The organism is Actinacidiphila rubida, assembly GCF_900110255.1.
GTDB lineage: Bacteria > Actinomycetota > Actinomycetes > Streptomycetales > Streptomycetaceae > Actinacidiphila > Actinacidiphila rubida.
On record NZ_FODD01000005.1, the window covers coordinates 143,029 to 160,969 of the forward strand.

The window sequence follows — 17,941 nt, forward strand, 5'->3', positions numbered from 1 at the left end:
CGGTGCGACAGAATCGGGGGGTGATGTTCGGCATCCTCGGGACGACCCGGGTCATCGGCGCGGACGGCGGCGAGGTCGCGCTCGGCGGGCCGCGCCGGCGCGCCCTGCTCGCCCTGCTGCTGCTCGACGCGGGCCGGCTGGTGACCGTCGAGCGGCTGATCGACGGTCTGTACGGCGAGGAGCCGCCGGCCGGCGTGGGCAACGCGGTGCAGTCCCAGGTCTCCCGGCTCCGCCAGGTGCTGCCGGTGCCGCTCGAAGGCCACCCCGCCGGTTACCGGCTGGCCGTCGATCCTGTCGACGTCGACGCCCATCGCTTCCAGCGGGCCGCCGTGCGGGGCCGGGACGCCCTGGACGCGGGCGAGCCCGCGAAGGCCGCGGACCTGCTGCGGGAGGCGCTCGGGTTGTGGCGCGGCCCCGCGCTGGCCGACGTCGGGGACGCGCCCTTCGCCCCCGCGCAGGCGGTCCGCCTGGAAGAGCTGCGGCTCAGCGCCGTCGAGGACCGGGTGGAGGCCGAACTCGCCCTGGGCGGCCACCGGGCACTCGTCGCCGAACTCGGTGAACTCGTCACCGCGTACCCGCTCCGCGAGCGGCTGCGGGCCCAGTTGATGAGGGCGCTGTACGGCAGCGGCCGCCAGAGCGAAGCGCTGGAGGCGTTCGAGACCGCCCGCCGCGCCCTGGCCGACACCCTGGGGGCCGACCCGGGGCCCGAGTTGGCGGCGGTGCACCTGTCGGTGCTCCGCGGGGACCCGGAGTTGCTGCCGCGCCCGAGCGCCCGGCCAGGCGATGTTTCACGTGAAACATCGATGGATGGGGCGGTACGGCCCGAATCCGGCATGACCGGCACAGGGCGTCATGTTTCACGTGAAACATCGGCCGCCCCGTATGCCCCGGCCGTCACGGAGTCGCTGGCCCCACGCCATGAACTTCCCGCGCCGATCACCAGCTTCATCGGCCGCGAGGAGGAACTCGACCGGATTGACGACCAGTTGGCGGGCGGGCGCCTGGTCACCCTGATCGGTCCGGGCGGTGCGGGCAAGACCCGGCTCGCGGTCGAGGCGGCCCGCCGCTGTCCCCACGATGCGACGTTCGTCGAACTCGCCGGCCTCACCGGCGGCGACGAGCTGCCGCAGGCCGTCCTGGGCGCACTCGGCCTGCGGGAAGGCGGGCTGCGCCCGGGCGGTCCGGCGGGTGCCGGTGGTCCGGGCGCACCGGGTGGGCCGGCGCCGTCGGCGGCGGTGCCCGACGCGGTCGCCAGGATCACCGCGTCCCTGGACGGCCGCCCCTTGCTGCTCGTGCTCGACAACTGCGAGCACCTGGTGGACGAGGCGGCCCGGTTCGCCCAGCGGCTGCTGGCGGGTGCGCCCGGCGTGCGCGTCCTGGCGACCAGCCGGGAGGCGCTGGGGATCGCCGGCGAGGTGCTGAGCCCGGTCCCGACGCTGCCGGTGCCGCCCCCGGGCTCCGCCCGCGAGCAGGCCCTCGCCTCCCCCGCGGTGCGGCTGTTCCGCGAGCGCGCCGCCGCGGTCCGGCCCGGCTTCGACCCCGCCGCCGACGCGGCCACCACGGCCGCCGTCCTGCGGCTGTGCACCGCGCTCGACGGCCTGCCGCTGGCCATCGAGCTGGCGGCGGCCCGCCTGCGGGCGCTGTCCGTCTCCGAGATCGCCGACCGGCTCGGCGCCGCGCCCGAGAGACCCGGCGACGAGGGCTACCCGTACAGCCTCGGGGTGCGCCCGGACGCGCTGTTCCGGCTGCTGTCCCGCGGCAGCCGCACCGCCGAGCCGCGGCAGCGTTCGCTGCGCGGGGTGGTCGACTGGTCCTGGGAACTGCTCCCCGACGACGAGCGGGCCGTGCTGCGCCGCGCCTCGGTCTTCGCCGGCACCTGGACGCTCGCCGCGGCCGAGGCGGTGTGCGCGGATCCGGACCCGGACGGGACCGCGGACGGTGCCATCGCGCCCGAGGACGTGCTGGACCTGGTGGCGGCGCTCGTGGACAAGTCGCTGGTGACCGTGCAGCAGCCGGACGGCTCCGGCGGCGTCCGCTACCGGCTGCTGGAGTCCATCCGCGCGTACGGAGCGGAACGCCTCGCCGAGGCCGGCGAGACCGACGCGCTCCTGCGCGCCCACGCCGCGTACTTCCTCGACCTCGCGCTCACCGCCGACCCGTGGCTGCGGACCGCCGCCCAGCTGGACTGGCTGCGGCTGCTGTCCGACGACCGCGACAACTTCCAGGCGGCGTTGCACCGTTGCCTGGACTCCGGCGACGTTCCCACCGCGATGCGGCTGATCGCCGCGCTGTCCACGTACTGGCTGCTGCGCGGCGTGCGGTACGAGGGCGCGGGTCACGCCCGGCGGGTGCTGGCGGCCCTCGGCCCGCACGCGCCGGAGGGGAGGGAGGAGGAGTACGCCCTGTGCGTGATGGCGGTGCTCAGCACGCTGTCGGGACCGGAGGGCTTCACCGAGCACGTCGCGGCGGCGACCGTCGTGGTCGAGGACATGTCCCGCCTCGCCCGCCGCTTCCCCGTGCTCACGCTGCTGTGGGCGCCGTTCGCCGGCGTGCCCGAGGACGGCGTGGACACCCTCGGCGCGCTGGAGGACTTCCTCGCCGGCGACGACGACCCCTGGTTCCGGGCGCTCGGGCACCTCGGACTGGGCTTCCAGTCCTGGATGGTGGCGGCCGACCTGGAACTGGCGGAGCGCGAGTGCACGCTGTCGCTCGCGGGCTTCAAGCGGCAGGGCGACCGCTGGGGCATGATCACCTGCCTCAACGTGCTGGCCGACCTCGCGGACTACCGCGGCGAGGTCCGGCAGGCCGCCGACCTGCTGGGCGAGGCCCTGGTCATGGCCGAGGAACTCGACTCGGCGCTCGACATGGCCGAACTCCTCTGCAACCGGGCCGCCTACAGCCGCCAGGCCGGCGACCTCGGGACGGCCGCGGCGTCCTGCGAACGGGCCGTGGAGCTCTCCCGGCGGGCCGGAGCGCCTGAGACGCTCGCCATGGCGCACCTGGGCCTCGCCGAGACGGCCCGCCTGCGCGGCGACCTGGACACCGCGCGGGCGCTGTGCGCGCAGGCGCTGGCGGAGTGCCCGGTGGGCTGGTTCTCCACCAACTCCACCCGGTCCAAGGTGATGGTGGCCATGGGCCGGATCGCCGTCGCCGAGGGCGACCCGGACACGGCCAGGACTCGCATCCGGGAGGCGGCCGCCATCGACATCGTCGCCCTGCAGTTCCCGCTGGCCGGCTCCGAGACCGCCGCGGCCGCCGCGGCCCTCGCCCTGCTGGAGGGCGACCCGCACCGGGCGGCGGTGCTGCTGGGCGCCGCGGAGGCGCTGCGCGGCGGCGCGCTCAAGGGTCCCGACGCCGCCGCGTCGGCCGAGGCGGCCCGCGACGCGCTCGGCGAAGCGGCGTACGCGGCGGCCACGGCCGCCGCCACGGGCCTGCCGCGCGACGAGGCCGCCGCCCTGGTCACCGCGTACGTCCGAGCGCGCTGAGCGCCGCCCCAGGCCCGCGTCGGCATGGGAGCCGCCTCCGGGCCCGCGTGGGGGTCTCCACGCACCGGTGGCGGCATCCGCCGCCGACCTGCCCCGCAGGGCGCGCTGACCCGCGCATGGCCCACCGTGCCCGCTGACCGCAGGCTGACCGCGGGCACGGTGGGCGGTGCGCGGGCGGTGCGCGGGCGGTCAGGACCCGGTCAGCGGGCCCCCGCATGCTCCGGGGCATGACATCGAAGACGAACGGCAGGACCCCCGACCCGCGGGCGCAGGCCCCCACCTCCGACGCCCCGCAGGCCGCCGCCGGGGCCCGCCGCTGGGCCGTACTGGCCATCTGCTGCGTGGCCGCGGCGCTGCTCGGCATCGACAACAGCGTCCTGAACTACGCGGTCCCGTCGCTGGCCCGCCGGCTCCACCCCTCCTCCACCCAGTTGCTGTGGATCGTCGACGTCTACGGCTTCGTCCTCGGCGGCCTGCTGATCGTCGCGGGCAACCTCGGCGACCGGATCGGCCGCAAGAAGCTGCTGCTGGCAGGCGTCGCCGGATTCGGCGCCGCGTCCGCGCTCACCGCGTACGCGGGCAGTCCCGAGACGCTGATCGCCGCGCGGGCGCTGCTGGGCCTGGCGGGTGCGACGATCATGCCGTCGACCCTGTCCCTGGTGCGGGCCGCGTTCACCGACCCCAGGGAGCGCACCACCGCGATCGGGGTGAGCAGCGGGGTGGCCGCGGCCAGTTTCGCCCTGGGCCCGGTCGTCGGCGGCCTGCTGCTCGACCACTTCTGGTGGGGCTCGGTCTTCCTGATCAACGTGCCGGTGATGGCGCTGGTCCTGGTCGCGGGCGTGCTGGTGCTGCCCGAGTCGCGCAACCCGCGCCCGGGCCGGCTGGACTGGGCGAGCGTGCCGCTGTCGGTCGCCGGCCTGTTCGGCGTCATCTACGCGATCAAGACCGCGGCCCGCGACGGCGCCGGTTCCCACGCGGTGTGGATCGCGGCGGCGGTGGGCGCCGTGTCCCTCGCCGCGTTCTTCCGCCGCCAGACACGGATCGCCGAACCGCTGCTGGAGCTGCGGCTGTTCCGCAACGCCGCGTTCTCCGGTGCGATCGGCGCCAACGTCGTCACGATGTTCACCTCGTCCACGCTGTCGCTCGGCTTCTCCCTGTACTTCCAGGTGGTGCGCGGCTGGTCGCCGCTCACCGCGGGGCTGGCGCTGCTGCCCGGCCCGCTGTCCGCGGCGTTCGCGGCGCCGCTGTGCGCGGTGCTCATCGCCCGGATCGGGCGGGCCCGCACCGTCGCCATCGGCCTGGCCCTGATGGCCGTCAGCACCGTGGGCCTGGGCATGTCGGGCGCCCACACCGGCTACGCGCACCTGCTGCCGCTGCTGGTCCTCAACGGCGTCGGCATCATCTTCACCTTCTCCGTCACCGCCGACACGATCCTGGCGAGCGCCCCCCGGACCCGCACCGGCGCGGCCGCCGCGATCTCGGAGACGGCGATGGAGCTCGGCGGCGCGCTGGGCATCGCGGTGCTCGGCTCGGTGCTGAGCGCCTTCTACCGCAGCGACCTGACGCTGCCGGAGGGGCTGAGCGGCGCTCAGGTCTCGGCGGCCCGCGAGTCGGTGAGCGGCGGCGTCCTGACCGGCGCGCAGGTGGCCGGTTCCACCGGCCAGCACGTGGCGGACGCGGCACGGCAGGCGTTCCTGGACAGCCTGCACGCCACCACGGTGATCGCCGGCGCGATCATGGCGCTCGGGGCGGCCGCCGCCCTGGTGAGCCTGCGGAACGTCCCCGCGGTGCTGCCGGAGCCGCAGGACGGCGAGGGCGACACCGGGCACGGTGGCGCCGGTGAGGCGTCCGCGGCCCGCGCCGGCGACGGCGGGCAGGACCGGCCGGTGCCGGCGGTGTGACGGGCGGCACGCCGGAACGGCGGGACAGCGGCGGCGGGCCGCGGCGGCCCGTCCGAACGCCCCGTGGAGCGGCGGGCGGTGGGCACCCTTCGCGGGGTGCCCACCGCCTGCCGGCGTGCGGACCCGGCGCCCGGGCGGGGCGCCCGCGCCGCTAGTGGTCCTCGTCGTCCTTGCGGTCGGCCTCGGCCTGCTTCGCCTCCACCTCGGCGTCGAGCCCCGCGTCGGGCGAGCCGTCGACCCGGTCCACCTTCGGGCCGGAGCCGTTGACCGACCCGGTCTCCTCCAGGGTGTCCACGACGGTCAGCGTGGTGCCGCGCTCGACGCGGTCGCTGACCTCGGTCGGCTCGGACGGCTCCACCAGCCAGTCCGGGTTGGCCTGCTTGCTCCACCACTTCGCGGCCGCGAAGACGGCACCGCCGGCGAGCGTCATCACGAGCATCCCGCGCATCGCGCGGCCCGCCTTCTGGCGGCGGATCCGGCGCCGCACCAGCCGGTCGATGTCGGCCGCGGTGACCTGGCCGCGCAGGGCCTGCAGGGCGGCGGCGCCCCGCACCACCACCTCGTCCTTGGCCGGGCCAGCCACCGCGCGGGTCTGGGCGACCGCGGCGGCGGCGCGCGGGGCGGTGTAGTCGGCCGCCGCCTTCGCCCCGTCGCGGGTGCGGCGGGCCGCGGTCTCCACCGCCTCGGTGGCCTTCGGCGGCACGGCCGCCAGCGCCTGGGCGCGCGCCTGGTCGACTCGGGCGGCGAGCCGCGCGTCGTACTGCTGCCGGGCGAGCACGCCGGCCTGGCGACCGTAGACGCCGGCCTGCCGGCCGTAGAGCACGGCGTTCTCCCGGGCCGTGGCCACGTACGGTGCCGCCACCTCCGCGGCGTGCCGCACGCTGTCCTTCGTCACATCGGTCGCGCGGCGCACGCTGTCGTTGCGGGTCACAGGAACCTCCTCCTCGGTGGCGTACGGTTTTCGCCTTTCCACCCGGTTTGAAATCATGCCCGGCCGCCCCGGGTACGGCATGTGCGGCAAGGCATCCGGGTCAGTCGGCCTAGTTCACCGGGTCCGGGCGGGCTCGGCGCGGGGGGAACGCGCCGGGCCGCGGGACGCGCGTGCGAGGATTTGTGCCCACTGACCACAGATCTATGGAAGGCAGACAGTGGCCGAGCAGCTCTACGCCACCCTCAAGACCAACCACGGCGACATCGTGATCCGGCTGCTGCCGAACCACACCCCCAAGACGGTGGCGAACTTCGTGGGGCTCGCCGAGGGCACCCGCGAGTGGACGGACCCGCGGACCGGAGAGCCGTCCACGGCCAAGCTCTACGACGGAACGGTCTTCCACCGGGTGATCTCCGGCTTCATGATCCAGGGCGGTGACCCCCTCGGGAACGGCACCGGCGGCCCGGGTTACGAGTTCGCCGACGAGTTCCACCCCGATCTGGCCTTCGACCGCCCCTACCTGCTCGCGATGGCGAACGCCGGCCCGGGCACCAACGGCTCCCAGTTCTTCATCACGGTCGCCCCCACCACGTGGCTGACCCGCAAGCACACCATCTTCGGCGAGGTCGCCGACGACGCCAGCCGCAAGGTCGTCGACTCCATCGTCACCGCCCCGGCCAACCCGCGGACCGACCGGCCGCTGGAGGACGTGGTGATCGAGACGGTGGTCGTGGAGAAGCGCACCTCCTGACCCCGGGAGCGGGGGCCACCTCCCGACCGTCCCGGCCCCCCGATCCCGTACCCTTCGGGAACACCGCGCCCCGTCCGCTCGTCCTTGTGGACGGGGCGCGAAAGTGCTCAGCGGCCGCACAGGGCGGGCCGCGCCCAGGGGAGTGGACGAGAGATGGACCAGACGGTCTGCTGCTACCGGCACCCGGATCGGGAGACGGGCATCCGCTGCACCCGGTGCGACAAGCCGATCTGCCCGGAGTGCATGGTCAACGCGTCGGTGGGCTTCCACTGCAAGGACTGCGTGAGCCAGCAGGGCGGCACCCACGTGCAGGCCCGGACGATCGCCGGCGGCAGCATCGCCGCCGACCCGTTCCTGTTCACCAAGATCCTCATCGGCCTGAACGTCCTGGTCTTCGTCCTGGAACTGGCGATCGGCGACCGGCTGGCCCTCGACCTCGGGCTGTACGCGAAGTGCAGCCACGGGCCGGGGACGCCGACCTTCGGCTGCGGCGTCGCCGACGGCGAGTGGTACCGCGTGCTGACGTCGGCGTTCGTCCACAACCAGCCGAGCCCGGTGCACCTGCTCTTCAACATGCTCTCGCTGTGGTGGATCGGCGCCCCGCTCGAACAGCGCCTGGGCCGCGCCCGCTATCTGGCGCTGTACTTCGTCTCCGCGCTCGGCTCGAGCGCCGCGGTGCTGGCCATCGCCCCCGGCTCGCTCACCATCGGCGCGTCCGGCGCGATCTTCGGCCTGTTCGGCGCGACCGCCGTCTACATGCGGCGGATGCGCTACGACATGCGGCCGGTGGTCGCGCTGCTCGTGCTGAACCTGGTCTTCAGCTTCACGTGGGCCAACGTCAGCTGGCAGGGGCACCTCGGCGGTCTGGTCACCGGCACGATCGTGGCCATAGGGATGCTCTACGCCCCGCGGAACCGCCGGGACCTGGTCCAGTGGGGTACGTGCGCCGCGATGCTCGTCGTGTCGCTCGCCGTCTCCGCCATCGCTGTGGCACAGGTCACGTCCTGACTCTGCGCCAGGCCGTGTCCCTGACGTTGATCACACGTTATCCACAGCGGGTGGGTGAGGTTCCCCCTGTTGTGCACAGCACGTGGGAACGGCTGTGCGGAGGGTCACCGTGACGGGTTTGCCCTGGAAAGAGCGGGCAAGATCACCCCGGAACGCACGAACGACCGGTGGCCCGTCGTGCGGCCACCGGTCGTACCGGCGTCAACCTCGTAGAGGTTATCCACAGATCTTCCGACCTTTTCCCCACTGTGGATAACCGTGTGGACAAGCGCTGTGCGCTGGCGCGCACGGGCGCCTACTTCCACTGGGTGGAGACGACGAACCCGCCTGCGATGAAGCCGAAGCCCACCACGATGTTCCAGTTGCCGAGGGCGTCCACCGGCAGGCTGCCCTGGGTCACGTAGAACAGCACGATCCAGGCGAGGCCCACGACGAAGAACGCGAGCATCAGCGGCGCGACCCAGCCGCGGTTGCCGAGCTTGATGGCGGTGGCGTTCTTCGAGGGCGGCGGGGTGAAGTCGGCCTTCTTGCGGATCCGTGACTTCGGCACGAGGGACTCTCCTGTCGATGCGCTGCGTAACCGCGCGGGTGTGGTGGGTGTCCGGGCGGATTCTGGGACTTATCGGATGCGCTTTCGCTCCCGGGCGTCCGTTAGCGTAGTGCTTCCTCGGGTTGTTAAGGAGACAGGGTATTTGGTGACCGGAACCGGTGGCACCTCCCCCACCCCCTCTTCCCGTCCTGCTCACCGCACGGTAGCGCTGCGAGTGCTCAGTGCGGGAGTCTTCGCGCTGGCCGGACTGATCTTCTGGACCAGTTTCGACACCGCGAAGGGCGTCGACATCCGCAGCGACGACCCGCTGCCGAAGCTCTCGGACAACGTCCGCGCCAGGAGCGCGCAGAACGCACGCCTGGAGAACGAGGTCGCCGCGGCGCGCGGTGACGTCGATCACCTCGCCGGCGCGGACAGCGGACTGACCACGGCCGAGAAGCAGCGGCTGGCGGCCCTGGACAAGGCGGCCGGCACCACGCCGCTCACCGGCCCGGCGCTCGGCGTCACCCTGAACGACGCCCCGCCCAACGCGGTGCCGCTGGTCCCCGGCGTGCCCGACCCGCAGCCCAACGACCTGGTCATCCACCAGCAGGACCTGCAGGCCGTGGTGAACGCGCTGTGGCAGGGCGGCGCCCAGGGGATCCGCGTCATGGACCAGCGGCTGATCTCCACCAGCGCGGTGCGCTGCGTCGGCAACACGCTGATCCTCCAGGGCCGGGTCTACTCGCCGCCCTACCGGATCACCGCCGTGGGTGACCAGGACAAGCTCCGCAAGGCCCTGAACGACAGTCCGGCCATCCAGAACTACCTCCAGTACGTCCAGGCGTACGGGCTCGGCTGGAAGGTCGGCTCGCAGAGCCGGGTCACCCTCCCGGGGTACTCCGGCTCCGTCGACCTGACCTATGCGAAACCTGTGCCCACGCCCTGACCAGACGCGTTGTTACCGGTCTCGGCCCATGCCGAAGCTTTGTCCTGCCGGGCCCCCTTGGCGGCCGATCTCCCCTTACTCTGTTCCGGGGAGCAGTCAAGGACGTTGAGGGCAGGGAAGGCAGGGCATGTACGGCTGGATCTGGCGGCATCTGCCGGGTAACGCCTGGGCGAGGGCGGTGATCTCACTCGTGCTGGCACTGGCCGTGGTGTACCTGCTCTTCCAGTACGTCTTCCCGTGGGCGGAGCCGCTGCTGCCCTTCAACGACGTGACCGTCGACAACGGGATGGCCGCCGTCCGATGAGCGCACGCATCCTGGTCGTGGACAACTACGACAGCTTCGTCTTCAACCTCGTCCAGTACCTGTACCAGCTCGGCGCCGAGTGCGAGGTGCTGCGCAACGACGAGGTGGAACTGGCACACGCTCAGGACGGCTTCGACGGCGTGCTGCTGTCGCCCGGACCCGGCACGCCCGAGGAGGCCGGGGTCTGCGTCGACATGGTCCGGCACTGCGCGGAAACCGAAGTCCCGGTGTTCGGCGTCTGTCTCGGTGTGCAGTCGATGGCGGTCGCGTACGGCGGCGTGGTGGACCGGGCGCCCGAGCTGCTGCACGGCAAGACGTCCCTGGTCACCCATGAGGGAGCCGGTGTCTTCGCCGGGCTGCCGACGCCGTTCACGGCGACCCGCTACCACTCGCTCGCGGTCGAACGGGCCACGCTGCCGGACGAGTTGCGGGTCACCGCGTGGACGGAGAACGGGATCATCATGGGGCTGCGGCACCGCGACGCCGCCGTCGAGGGTGTGCAGTTCCACCCCGAGTCGGTGCTCACCGAATGGGGTCACCTGATGCTCGCCAACTGGCTGGCCGAGTGCGGCGATCCCGGCGCGGTGGACCGCTCGCGGGGACTGGCCCCGGTGGTCGGGGCGAGCGGGCTCGCCGGGAGGGCCGGGGCGTGACCACGCTCCGACCGGAGCGTCCCGCCGACGGCCCGATGTCGTACGACGACACCGGGCAGTTCAAGGCCGTCGTCGAACAGCTCGACGACCCCCTCAACGACCCGCTGCCGGGCCGCCCGCCCGCGGCCCCCGAACACGCCGCCGCCCGGCCCGGCACCGGGCAGCAGGCGACGCCGCCCACCGAGGCCCCCCCCGCACCGGCCGACGCGGCGACCGACGCCCAGCCCGCCGACGGCCGCACCTCGCCCTGGTTCCGCACCCCGGCCCCGGACCGCCCGCAGCCCGCACCGGCCGCGACGCCGTACGCCCGGCCCGCGCAGCCGGCGGCTCCGCCCACGCCGTACGCGGAGCCGCGGCAGGAGGCGCAGCCGGCGGAGGCGTACGCGCAGCCGCAGTCGCCGCAGCAGCCTCAGGCCCAGCCCCCGCGGCCCCCGCGGCCCGTCACCGCCGCGACGCCGTACGGGGAGGCCTACAGCGAGCCGCAGGCCGAGACCACCACGGCGTTCGGGACCTTGACCGATCCGGGGGCCGAGGCGACGGCGGTCTTCGAGGCCTTCACCGAGCCGCAGCACCCGCAGGGCCCGCAGCAACCCCCGGACCGGCCGCAGGCGCGGCCGGACCCGGCCGAGCCGGATTCCGCGGAGGAGGAGCCGCCGGGCGCCGCCGCCCCGGCACCGCCGCCCGCGGACGGCGGGCGTGCCGCCCGCCGCAAGGCCGCGCGGCAGGGCGGCGGAGGCCACCGGGCCCGCGCCCGCACGGGCGCACCCGCGGCCGCCGAGGCCGCCGCGCAGCCGTCGTCCGCGCCGCTGAGCCGGGTCGAGGCCCGGCGGGCCGCCAAGGCCGCCAAGGACAGCCCCGCGGTCGTCATCAGCCGCGTCGTCGGTGAGCTGTTCATCACGGCCGGCGTCGTGATGCTGCTCTTCGTCACGTACCAGCTGTGGTGGACCAACGTCCGCGCCCACGAGCAGGCCAACAGCGCCTCGAACCACCTCGAGCAGCAGTGGGCGACCGGGTCCCAGGACCCGAACCGGGCGCCCGGCGCCTTCCAGCCGGGCCAGGGATTCGCGATCATGTACATCCCGAAGCTGGACGTCAAGGCCCCCATCGCGCAGGGCGTGTCCAAGACCAAGGTGCTCGACCACGGCATGATCGGGCACTACGACGGCTCCCTGAACACGGCGATGCCCTGGGACAAGACGGGCAACTTCGCGGTCGCCGCGCACCGCAACACCCACGGCGAGCCGTTCCGCTACATCAACCACCTCGTGCCCGGCGACAAGGTCGTGGTGGAGACGGCGACGACGTACTACACGTACCAGGTCACCAGCTCGCTGGCGTCCACCCCGCCGACGAACACGAGCGTGCTGCAGCCCGTCCCGGTCGGCTCGGGATTCACCACACCCGGCCGCTACCTGACGCTCACCACGTGCACGCCCGAGTTCACGAGCGAGAACCGGCTGATCGTCTGGGGCAAGCTCATCGAGGAGCGGCCGCGCAGCAAGGGCAAGCCAGACGCGCTGCTCAGCAAGGGCTGAGCCGGGCGGGACGACACCGACCAAGAACGGAAGAGTGTGACCAGCGAGAAGCGGGGCGGGCGGGGACCGATCGCGGCCACGATCAGTGTCATCGGCGAGATACTCATCACCCTGGGGCTGATCCTGGCCCTGTTCGTCGTCTACTCCCTGTGGTGGACCAACGTCATAGCCGACCGCCACGAGAAGAAGGCCGGGCAGACGGTCCGGCAGCAGTGGGCACAGCATCCGCAGATACCCGCGAAGGGCCTGGACACCAAGGACGGCATCGGCTTCCTGCACGTCCCGGCCATGGGGAAGAACTACGAGGTCCTGGTGAAGAAGGGCACCTCCACGAAGGTGCTCAACGAGGGTGTGGCCGGCTACTACACCAAGCCCGTCGCCTCGGCGATGCCCTGGGACCCGACCGGCAACTTCACGATGGCCGCGCACCGCGACGGCCACGGCGCCAAGTTCCACAACATCGACAAGATCCACCTCGGGGACGCGATCGTCTTCGAGTCCAAGGACACCTGGTACGTCTACAAGGTCTACAAGGTCCTCGACCAGACCTCGAAGTACAACGTGCACGTCACCGACCAGGTCCCGAAGGAGTCCGGCAAGAACCAGCCGGGCCGCTACATCACCCTCACGACCTGCACCCCGGTCTACACCTCGCGCTACCGCTACATCGTCTGGGGCGAGCTGGTCCGCGCCCAGAAGGTCGACGCCCAGCGCACCCTGCCTCCCGAGCTTCGTTAGACCGCCGGGCCGCCGGCCGCACCGCCAGGGGGCGGCGCACCCCGGGGCGGCGCACAAAGGGGCGGCCCGCACGGATCACACCGTGCGGGCCGCCCCTTCGTGCGTGCGGGTGATGCCGGGGTCAGCCCCCGTTGCCACCGCCGCCGATCGCCTGGAACTGGATCTGCTGGCCTTCCTGGAGCTGGGTTCCCGTCTGCACGTTGCTGCCGTAGATCCGGGCGTTGTCGCCGACCGGGTTGCCGGCGGGGCCGACCGCCGAGATCTGCAGGTTCAGGTTCATGGCGTTGAGGATCTGCTTCATGTCGCCCACCGACTTGCCCTGCCAGTCCGGCATCGTCTGCTGCGGCTGCTGCTGCTGCGGGCCGGAGGAGACGGTCAGCACGATCGGGGTGTCGAGTGAGACCGGGCCGCCGCTCGGGTCCGGCGTCTGCGACACGACACTGCCCTTGGCGGCCGTGTCCGACGGCTGGTCCTGCTGCGACCTGCTGATGTTGGTGAAGCCCAGGCCCTTGAGCTGGGCCTTCGCGTTGTCGAAGGGCACGCCCGTCAGGTCGGGCACCTGCTGCTGCTTCGGCTGCTGCGACACGGTCAGCGTGATCGTCGAGCCCTTGGCCTTCTTGGACCCGGCGGCCGGGTCCTGGCCGAGGACGATGCCCGGGTCCTGGGTGGTGGTGGTCTGCGCCGTCTGATTGACCTGGAACCCGAGCCCGATCAGCTTGGCGCGGGCCGCGTCGATCGGGTCGTTCTTGACGTCCGGGACCTCGATCGGGGCGGCGCCCTTGCAGACCGTGACGTGGACGGTCTTGTCGTTCGGGACCGCCGCGGCCGCGGCCGGCGTCTGGGCCGAGATGAAGCCCTGCTGCGTGTTGGTGCAGTAGGCCTCCCCGTCCTTCTTGAGCGTCAGGTTGACGTTGCCCGCCTTGTTCTGGGCGTCCTCGAACGAGCTGTTGACGAAGTTCGGCACGGCCGCGTCGCTGCCCGGGGACTTGCCGCCGAACAGCGCCTTGCCGAGGAAGATCGCACCGATCAGCACCAGCACGCCGGCGACGACCAGCAGCACCGTGGAGGTGCTGTTGTTCTTCTTCTGCCGGCGGCGGTCGGGCCGCTCGTCGTAGCCGTAGCCGCCGTCGTCGTCGCGCATCGGCGGCAGCATCGAGGTGTGCTGGTCCGCGCCCTGCTGCGGCAGCGCCGTGGTGGCCGCGCCGTCGCCGTACTGCTGCGGGTAGCCGTAGCTCATCGCGCCCATGGCGACGGTCGCGCCGACCGGCTGGCCGTCGAGCGCGGCCTCGATGTCGGCCCGCATCTCGTCGGCGGACTGGTAGCGGTAGTCCGGGTCCTTGGTGAGCGCCTTGAGGACGATCGCGTCCATCGCCGGCGTGACCTCGGGGTCGTACACCGACGGCGGCTGCGGGTCCTCGCGCACGTGCTGGTAGGCCACCGCGACCGGCGAGTCGCCGACGAACGGCGGCCGCACGGTCAGCAGCTCGTAGAGCAGGCAGCCGGTGGAGTACAGGTCGGAGCGGGCGTCGACCTGCTCGCCCTTGGCCTGCTCGGGCGACAGGTACTGGGCGGTGCCGATGACCGCAGCGGTCTGGGTCATGGTCATGCCGGAGTCGCCCATGGCGCGGGCGATGCCGAAGTCCATGACCTTGACCTGGCCGGTGCGGGTCAGCATGACGTTCGCGGGCTTGATGTCCCGGTGGACGATGCCGGCCCGGTGGCTGTACTCCAGCGCCTGGAGGATGCCGACGGTCATCTCCATGGCGCGCTCGGGCAGCAGCTTGCGCCCGGAGTGAAGAAGCTCACGCAGCGTCGAGCCGTCGACGTACTCCATCACGATGTACGGGATCGAGATGCCGTCGACGTAGTCCTCGCCGGTGTCGTAGACCGCGACGATCGACGGGTGGTTGAGGGAGGCGGCCGACTGGGCCTCTCGGCGGAACCGGGCCTGGAAGGACGGGTCGCGGGCGAGGTCCACCCGCAGGGTCTTCACAGCGACGGTACGGCCGAGGCGCGTGTCATGGGCGAGGTAGACCTCGGCCATGCCACCACGGCCGAGCACCGAGCCCAGCTCGTACCGGCCGCCGAGGCGACGCGGCTCTTCCATAGCTCTGCCCTCTCCTAAACCCGTTCTCAACCGGTGTCCGTAAACCCGTGCCCTGTGCCTGCACCGGCATAGGTTACCGGGCGTGTCGCATGCAACCTCGTCCAAGCGTCCTGCTGATACCTGACCGGTACCTGGCCGCCGCCCGTCAGGGACGTGATGTCCGTCTCACTCGCCCGTCACTTGTTGAGGACCGCCTCCATGACCTTCTTGGCGATGGGCGCGGCCAGGCCGCCACCGGTGATGTCGTCGCGGTTGGCGGAGCCGTCCTCGACGACCACGGCCACGGCGACCGGGGAGCCCTGGTCGGTCATGGCGTAGGAGACGAACCACGCGTAGGGCGCCTTGTCGTTGCCGACGCCGTGCTGCGCGGTACCGGTCTTGCCGCCCACCCGGACCCCGGGGATCTGGGCGTTGGTGCCGGTGCCCTGGTTGACGACCGTCTCCATCATGGACTGGAGCTTCTGGGCGTTCTCCGGGGTGAGCGGCTTGCTCATCTCGCTGGGATTGGTCTGCGCGATGGTGCTGAGGTTGGGCGCCACGAGCTTGTCGACCTCGTAGGGCTTCATCAGCGTGCCGTTGTTGGCGATCGCGCCGGCGACCATGGCCATCTGCAGCGGGGTGGCGGCGGTGTCGAACTGGCCGATGGAGGACAGGGCGACCTGGTCCGGGCTCATCTTCTTGTCGAAGTTGCTGGCCGCGGCCCGCACGGGGATGAACTGCTCGGAGTTGAAGCCGAACTTCTCCGCCTCGTCCAGCATCTTCTGCTGGCCGAGGTCGGCGCCGAGCTTGCCGAACACCGTGTTGCAGCTGTACCGCAGGGCGACCCTCAGGCTGGCGTCCTTGCAGGGGATGTGACCCTCGTTCACCAGGTTGGTGCGGGTGCCCGGCAGCGGATACGGGTTCGGCGTCTTGGTGTTCGCGTCGATGTCGGTGTCCTGGCCGTTCTCCAGCGCGGCCGCCGCGGTGACAAGCTTGAACGTCGAACCCGGCGGGTACGTCTGGCGCAGCGCCCGGTTGAGCGTCGGGTCGTCGGTGTCGTTCGTCTTGTCGACGGCCGTCCAGTTCTTGCTGTCCGTCTTGGAGTTGCCGGCGAAGGACCCCGGGTCGTACGACGGGGTGCTGGCCAGCGCGAGGATCGCGCCGGTGCGCGGGTCGATCGCGGCGACCGCGCCCTTCTTGTCGCCGAGTCCCTTGAACGCGGCCTCCTGGGCCTTGGCGTTCAGGGTCGTGACGACGTTGCCGCCCTTCTTCTCCTTGCCGGTCAGCAGGTCGATGGTGCGGTTGAAGAACAGCCGGTCGTCGTTGCCGGTGAGGAATTTGTCCTCGACGCCCTCGAGCATGTTGGTGCCGAACGCCTGCGAGGCGAAGCCGGTCAGCGGCGCCCACATCGGTCCGTTGACGTAGGTCCGCTTGTACTTGAAGTCGCTGCCCGTGGTGGTGGTGTGGCCGGTGATCGCCTTGCCGTCGACGATGATGTCGCCGCGCGGCTGGGCGTACTGGTTGATGGCCACCCGACGGTTGTGGATGTCGCTGGACAGCTGGTCGGCCTGGACGAACTGCACGTAGTTCACCCGCGCCAGCAGGGCGAGGACGAGGAGGCCGCAGAAGACCGCGACCCTTCGCAGGGGCTTGTTCACTGGCTACGCACCACCTGGGTCGCTTCGGCGTCGGGGGAGGGGGCGGGGCTGGGCGCCGGCCGCCTGGCGGTGTCGCTGATCCGCAGCAGGATCGCGACGAGGGCCCAGTTCGCGATGACCGAGGAACCGCCCTGGGCCAGGAACGGCATCGTCATACCGGTCAGCGGGATGAGCCCGGTCACACCGCCGGCCACCACGAAGACCTGCAGCGCGAACGCGCCGGACAGGCCGATGGCCAGCAGCTTGCCGAACGGGTCGCGGGCGGCCAGCGCCGTCCGGATGCCGCGCTCGATCAGCAGCGCGTAGAGCAGCAGGATGGCCATCAGGCCGGCCAGTCCCAGCTCCTCGCCGACGGTGGCCAGGATGTAGTCGCTCTTGGGCGCGATGCCGCCGATGAGGCGGGAGTAGCCCTGGCCCAGGCCGGAGCCGAACAGGCCTCCTGAGCCGAAGGCGTACATCGACTGCGCGGTCTCGGTCACACCGCCGTTGGAGGCCAGCTGCAGCGGGTGCAGCCAGTCCTGGACGCGGACCTTGACGTGCGGCTCCGAGCTGCCGACCACGGCCGCGCCGGCGCCGCTGAGCAGCAGGCCGAAGACGATCCAGCTGGTCCGCTCGGTGGCGACGTACAGCATGATCACGAAGAGGCCGAAGAACAGCAGCGAGGTGCCGAGGTCGGTCTCGAAGACCAGGATCAGCAGGCTCATCGCCCAGATCGCCAGGATCGGGCCGAGGTCGCGGCCGCGCGGCAGGTACAGGCCCATGAAGCGTCGGCTGGCGAGGGCCAGCGCGTCCCGCTTGACCATGAGGTAGCCGGCGAAGAAGACGGTGATGATGATCTTCGCGAACTCGGCCGGCTGCAGCGAGCCGATGCCCGGCAGGGTGACCCAGATCCGCGCGCCGTAGACGGCGGGGAAGAACACCGGCAGCACCAGCAGGACCAGGGCCACGAACATCGAGATGTAGGTGTAGCGCTGCAGGATGCGGTGGTCCTTGAGGAAGACCAGCACGCAGACGAAGAGCGCCACGCCGAGCGTGGACCACATGAGCTGCTTGGGCGCCATCGCGGCACCCAGCACCGGTTCCTGGTCCAGCCGCCAGATCAACACCAGCCCCAGGCCGTTGAGCAGCGTCGCGATCGGCAGCATCAGCGGGTCGGAGTACGGCGCGAACTTGCGCACCAGCAGGTGCGCGATGCCCGCGAGCAGGCCGAGGCCCAGGCCGTAGCCGAGCAGGCCGGCCGGGACCGAGCCGTGCTTCGCCAGGCCCACGTTGGCGTACGCGAACACCGGGATGGCCACAGCGAAGACGAGCAGGGCCAGCTCGGTGTTGCGGCGGTTGGGGGCGCCGATCGACGTGATGGTGGTGGTGTTGCTGGAACTCATGAAGTGCCGGCTCCTCCTGCTGGTCCCGGCG

Annotated in this window: 14 protein-coding genes; 9 read left to right on the plus strand and 5 right to left on the minus strand. The window is 72.1% G+C overall.

Annotated features, from left to right (window positions below; all coding sequences use genetic code 11):
* Positions 1–23 precede the first annotated feature (23 nt).
* On the plus strand, positions 24–3,485 hold the full coding sequence (locus BMW99_RS06650; RefSeq protein ID WP_218159300.1) for an AfsR/SARP family transcriptional regulator: 3,462 nt from the start codon (positions 24–26) through the stop codon (positions 3,483–3,485).
* Positions 3,486–3,712: 227 nt separating this feature from the next.
* Positions 3,713–5,386 (plus strand): MFS transporter, encoded by a 1,674-nt coding sequence (locus BMW99_RS06655; protein WP_079175971.1) that lies wholly within the window; start codon positions 3,713–3,715, stop codon positions 5,384–5,386.
* 151 nt (positions 5,387–5,537) lie between these two features.
* Here the strand turns inward: BMW99_RS06655 and BMW99_RS06660 are convergent, their stop codons facing one another.
* Positions 5,538–6,317, minus strand: a complete 780-nt coding sequence (locus BMW99_RS06660; protein WP_075016408.1) for a DUF5324 family protein — start codon at positions 6,315–6,317, stop codon at positions 5,538–5,540.
* A gap of 217 nt (positions 6,318–6,534) precedes the next feature.
* Between BMW99_RS06660 and BMW99_RS06665 the strand changes: the two genes are divergently transcribed.
* Together BMW99_RS06665 and BMW99_RS06670 are read left to right on the plus strand one after the other, a co-directional pair.
* Positions 6,535–7,068 carry a peptidylprolyl isomerase gene (locus BMW99_RS06665; RefSeq protein ID WP_069462479.1) on the plus strand — a complete coding sequence of 178 codons (534 nt, stop codon included), beginning with the start codon at positions 6,535–6,537 and terminating at the stop codon, positions 7,066–7,068.
* Between the two features lie 153 nt (positions 7,069–7,221).
* Complete coding sequence (locus BMW99_RS06670) at positions 7,222–8,076, plus strand: rhomboid family intramembrane serine protease (protein ID WP_069462478.1); 855 nt, start codon at positions 7,222–7,224, stop codon at positions 8,074–8,076.
* 295 nt (positions 8,077–8,371) lie between these two features.
* Here the strand turns inward: BMW99_RS06670 and crgA are convergent, their stop codons facing one another.
* A complete protein-coding gene (gene crgA, locus BMW99_RS06675; protein WP_069462477.1) occupies positions 8,372–8,626 on the minus strand; it encodes a cell division protein CrgA in 255 nt (84 codons plus the stop codon).
* A gap of 214 nt (positions 8,627–8,840) precedes the next feature.
* On the opposite strand from crgA, the gene BMW99_RS06680 reads away from it, so the two are divergent.
* The 5 genes from BMW99_RS06680 (at position 8,841) to BMW99_RS06695 (ending at position 12,784) form a co-directional block, all read left to right on the plus strand.
* Positions 8,841–9,554 (plus strand): DUF881 domain-containing protein, encoded by a 714-nt coding sequence (locus BMW99_RS06680; protein ID WP_069462476.1) that lies wholly within the window; start codon positions 8,841–8,843, stop codon positions 9,552–9,554.
* Between the two features lie 127 nt (positions 9,555–9,681).
* On the plus strand, positions 9,682–9,858 hold the full coding sequence (locus BMW99_RS39940; protein WP_107451478.1) for a hypothetical protein: 177 nt from the start codon (positions 9,682–9,684) through the stop codon (positions 9,856–9,858).
* A complete protein-coding gene (locus BMW99_RS06685; RefSeq protein ID WP_069462475.1) occupies positions 9,855–10,511 on the plus strand; it encodes an aminodeoxychorismate/anthranilate synthase component II in 657 nt (218 codons plus the stop codon). Before BMW99_RS39940 ends, BMW99_RS06685 begins: the two co-directional genes overlap by 4 nt.
* Positions 10,508–12,046: a class E sortase gene (locus BMW99_RS06690; RefSeq protein WP_245791245.1), complete on the plus strand. Its 1,539-nt coding sequence runs from the start codon at positions 10,508–10,510 to the stop codon at positions 12,044–12,046. Before BMW99_RS06685 ends, BMW99_RS06690 begins: the two co-directional genes overlap by 4 nt.
* A 36-nt stretch (positions 12,047–12,082) precedes the next feature.
* Positions 12,083–12,784 carry a class E sortase gene (locus BMW99_RS06695; RefSeq protein ID WP_069463523.1) on the plus strand — a complete coding sequence of 234 codons (702 nt, stop codon included), beginning with the start codon at positions 12,083–12,085 and terminating at the stop codon, positions 12,782–12,784.
* Between the two features lie 121 nt (positions 12,785–12,905).
* Here BMW99_RS06695 and pknB read toward each other — a convergent pair whose 3' ends face one another.
* The 3 genes from pknB to BMW99_RS06710 all read right to left on the minus strand — a co-directional run bounded on the left by pknB (position 12,906) and on the right by BMW99_RS06710 (position 17,910).
* Complete coding sequence (gene pknB / locus BMW99_RS06700) at positions 12,906–14,891, minus strand: Stk1 family PASTA domain-containing Ser/Thr kinase (protein WP_069463524.1); 1,986 nt, start codon at positions 14,889–14,891, stop codon at positions 12,906–12,908.
* 176 nt (positions 14,892–15,067) lie between these two features.
* Positions 15,068–16,528, minus strand: a complete 1,461-nt coding sequence (locus BMW99_RS06705) for a peptidoglycan D,D-transpeptidase FtsI family protein (RefSeq protein WP_069463525.1) — start codon at positions 16,526–16,528, stop codon at positions 15,068–15,070.
* Complete coding sequence (locus BMW99_RS06710) at positions 16,525–17,910, minus strand: FtsW/RodA/SpoVE family cell cycle protein (RefSeq protein ID WP_075016410.1); 1,386 nt, start codon at positions 17,908–17,910, stop codon at positions 16,525–16,527. The genes BMW99_RS06705 and BMW99_RS06710 overlap by 4 nt, the downstream gene beginning before the upstream one ends.
* Positions 17,911–17,941: the final 31 nt, after the last annotated feature.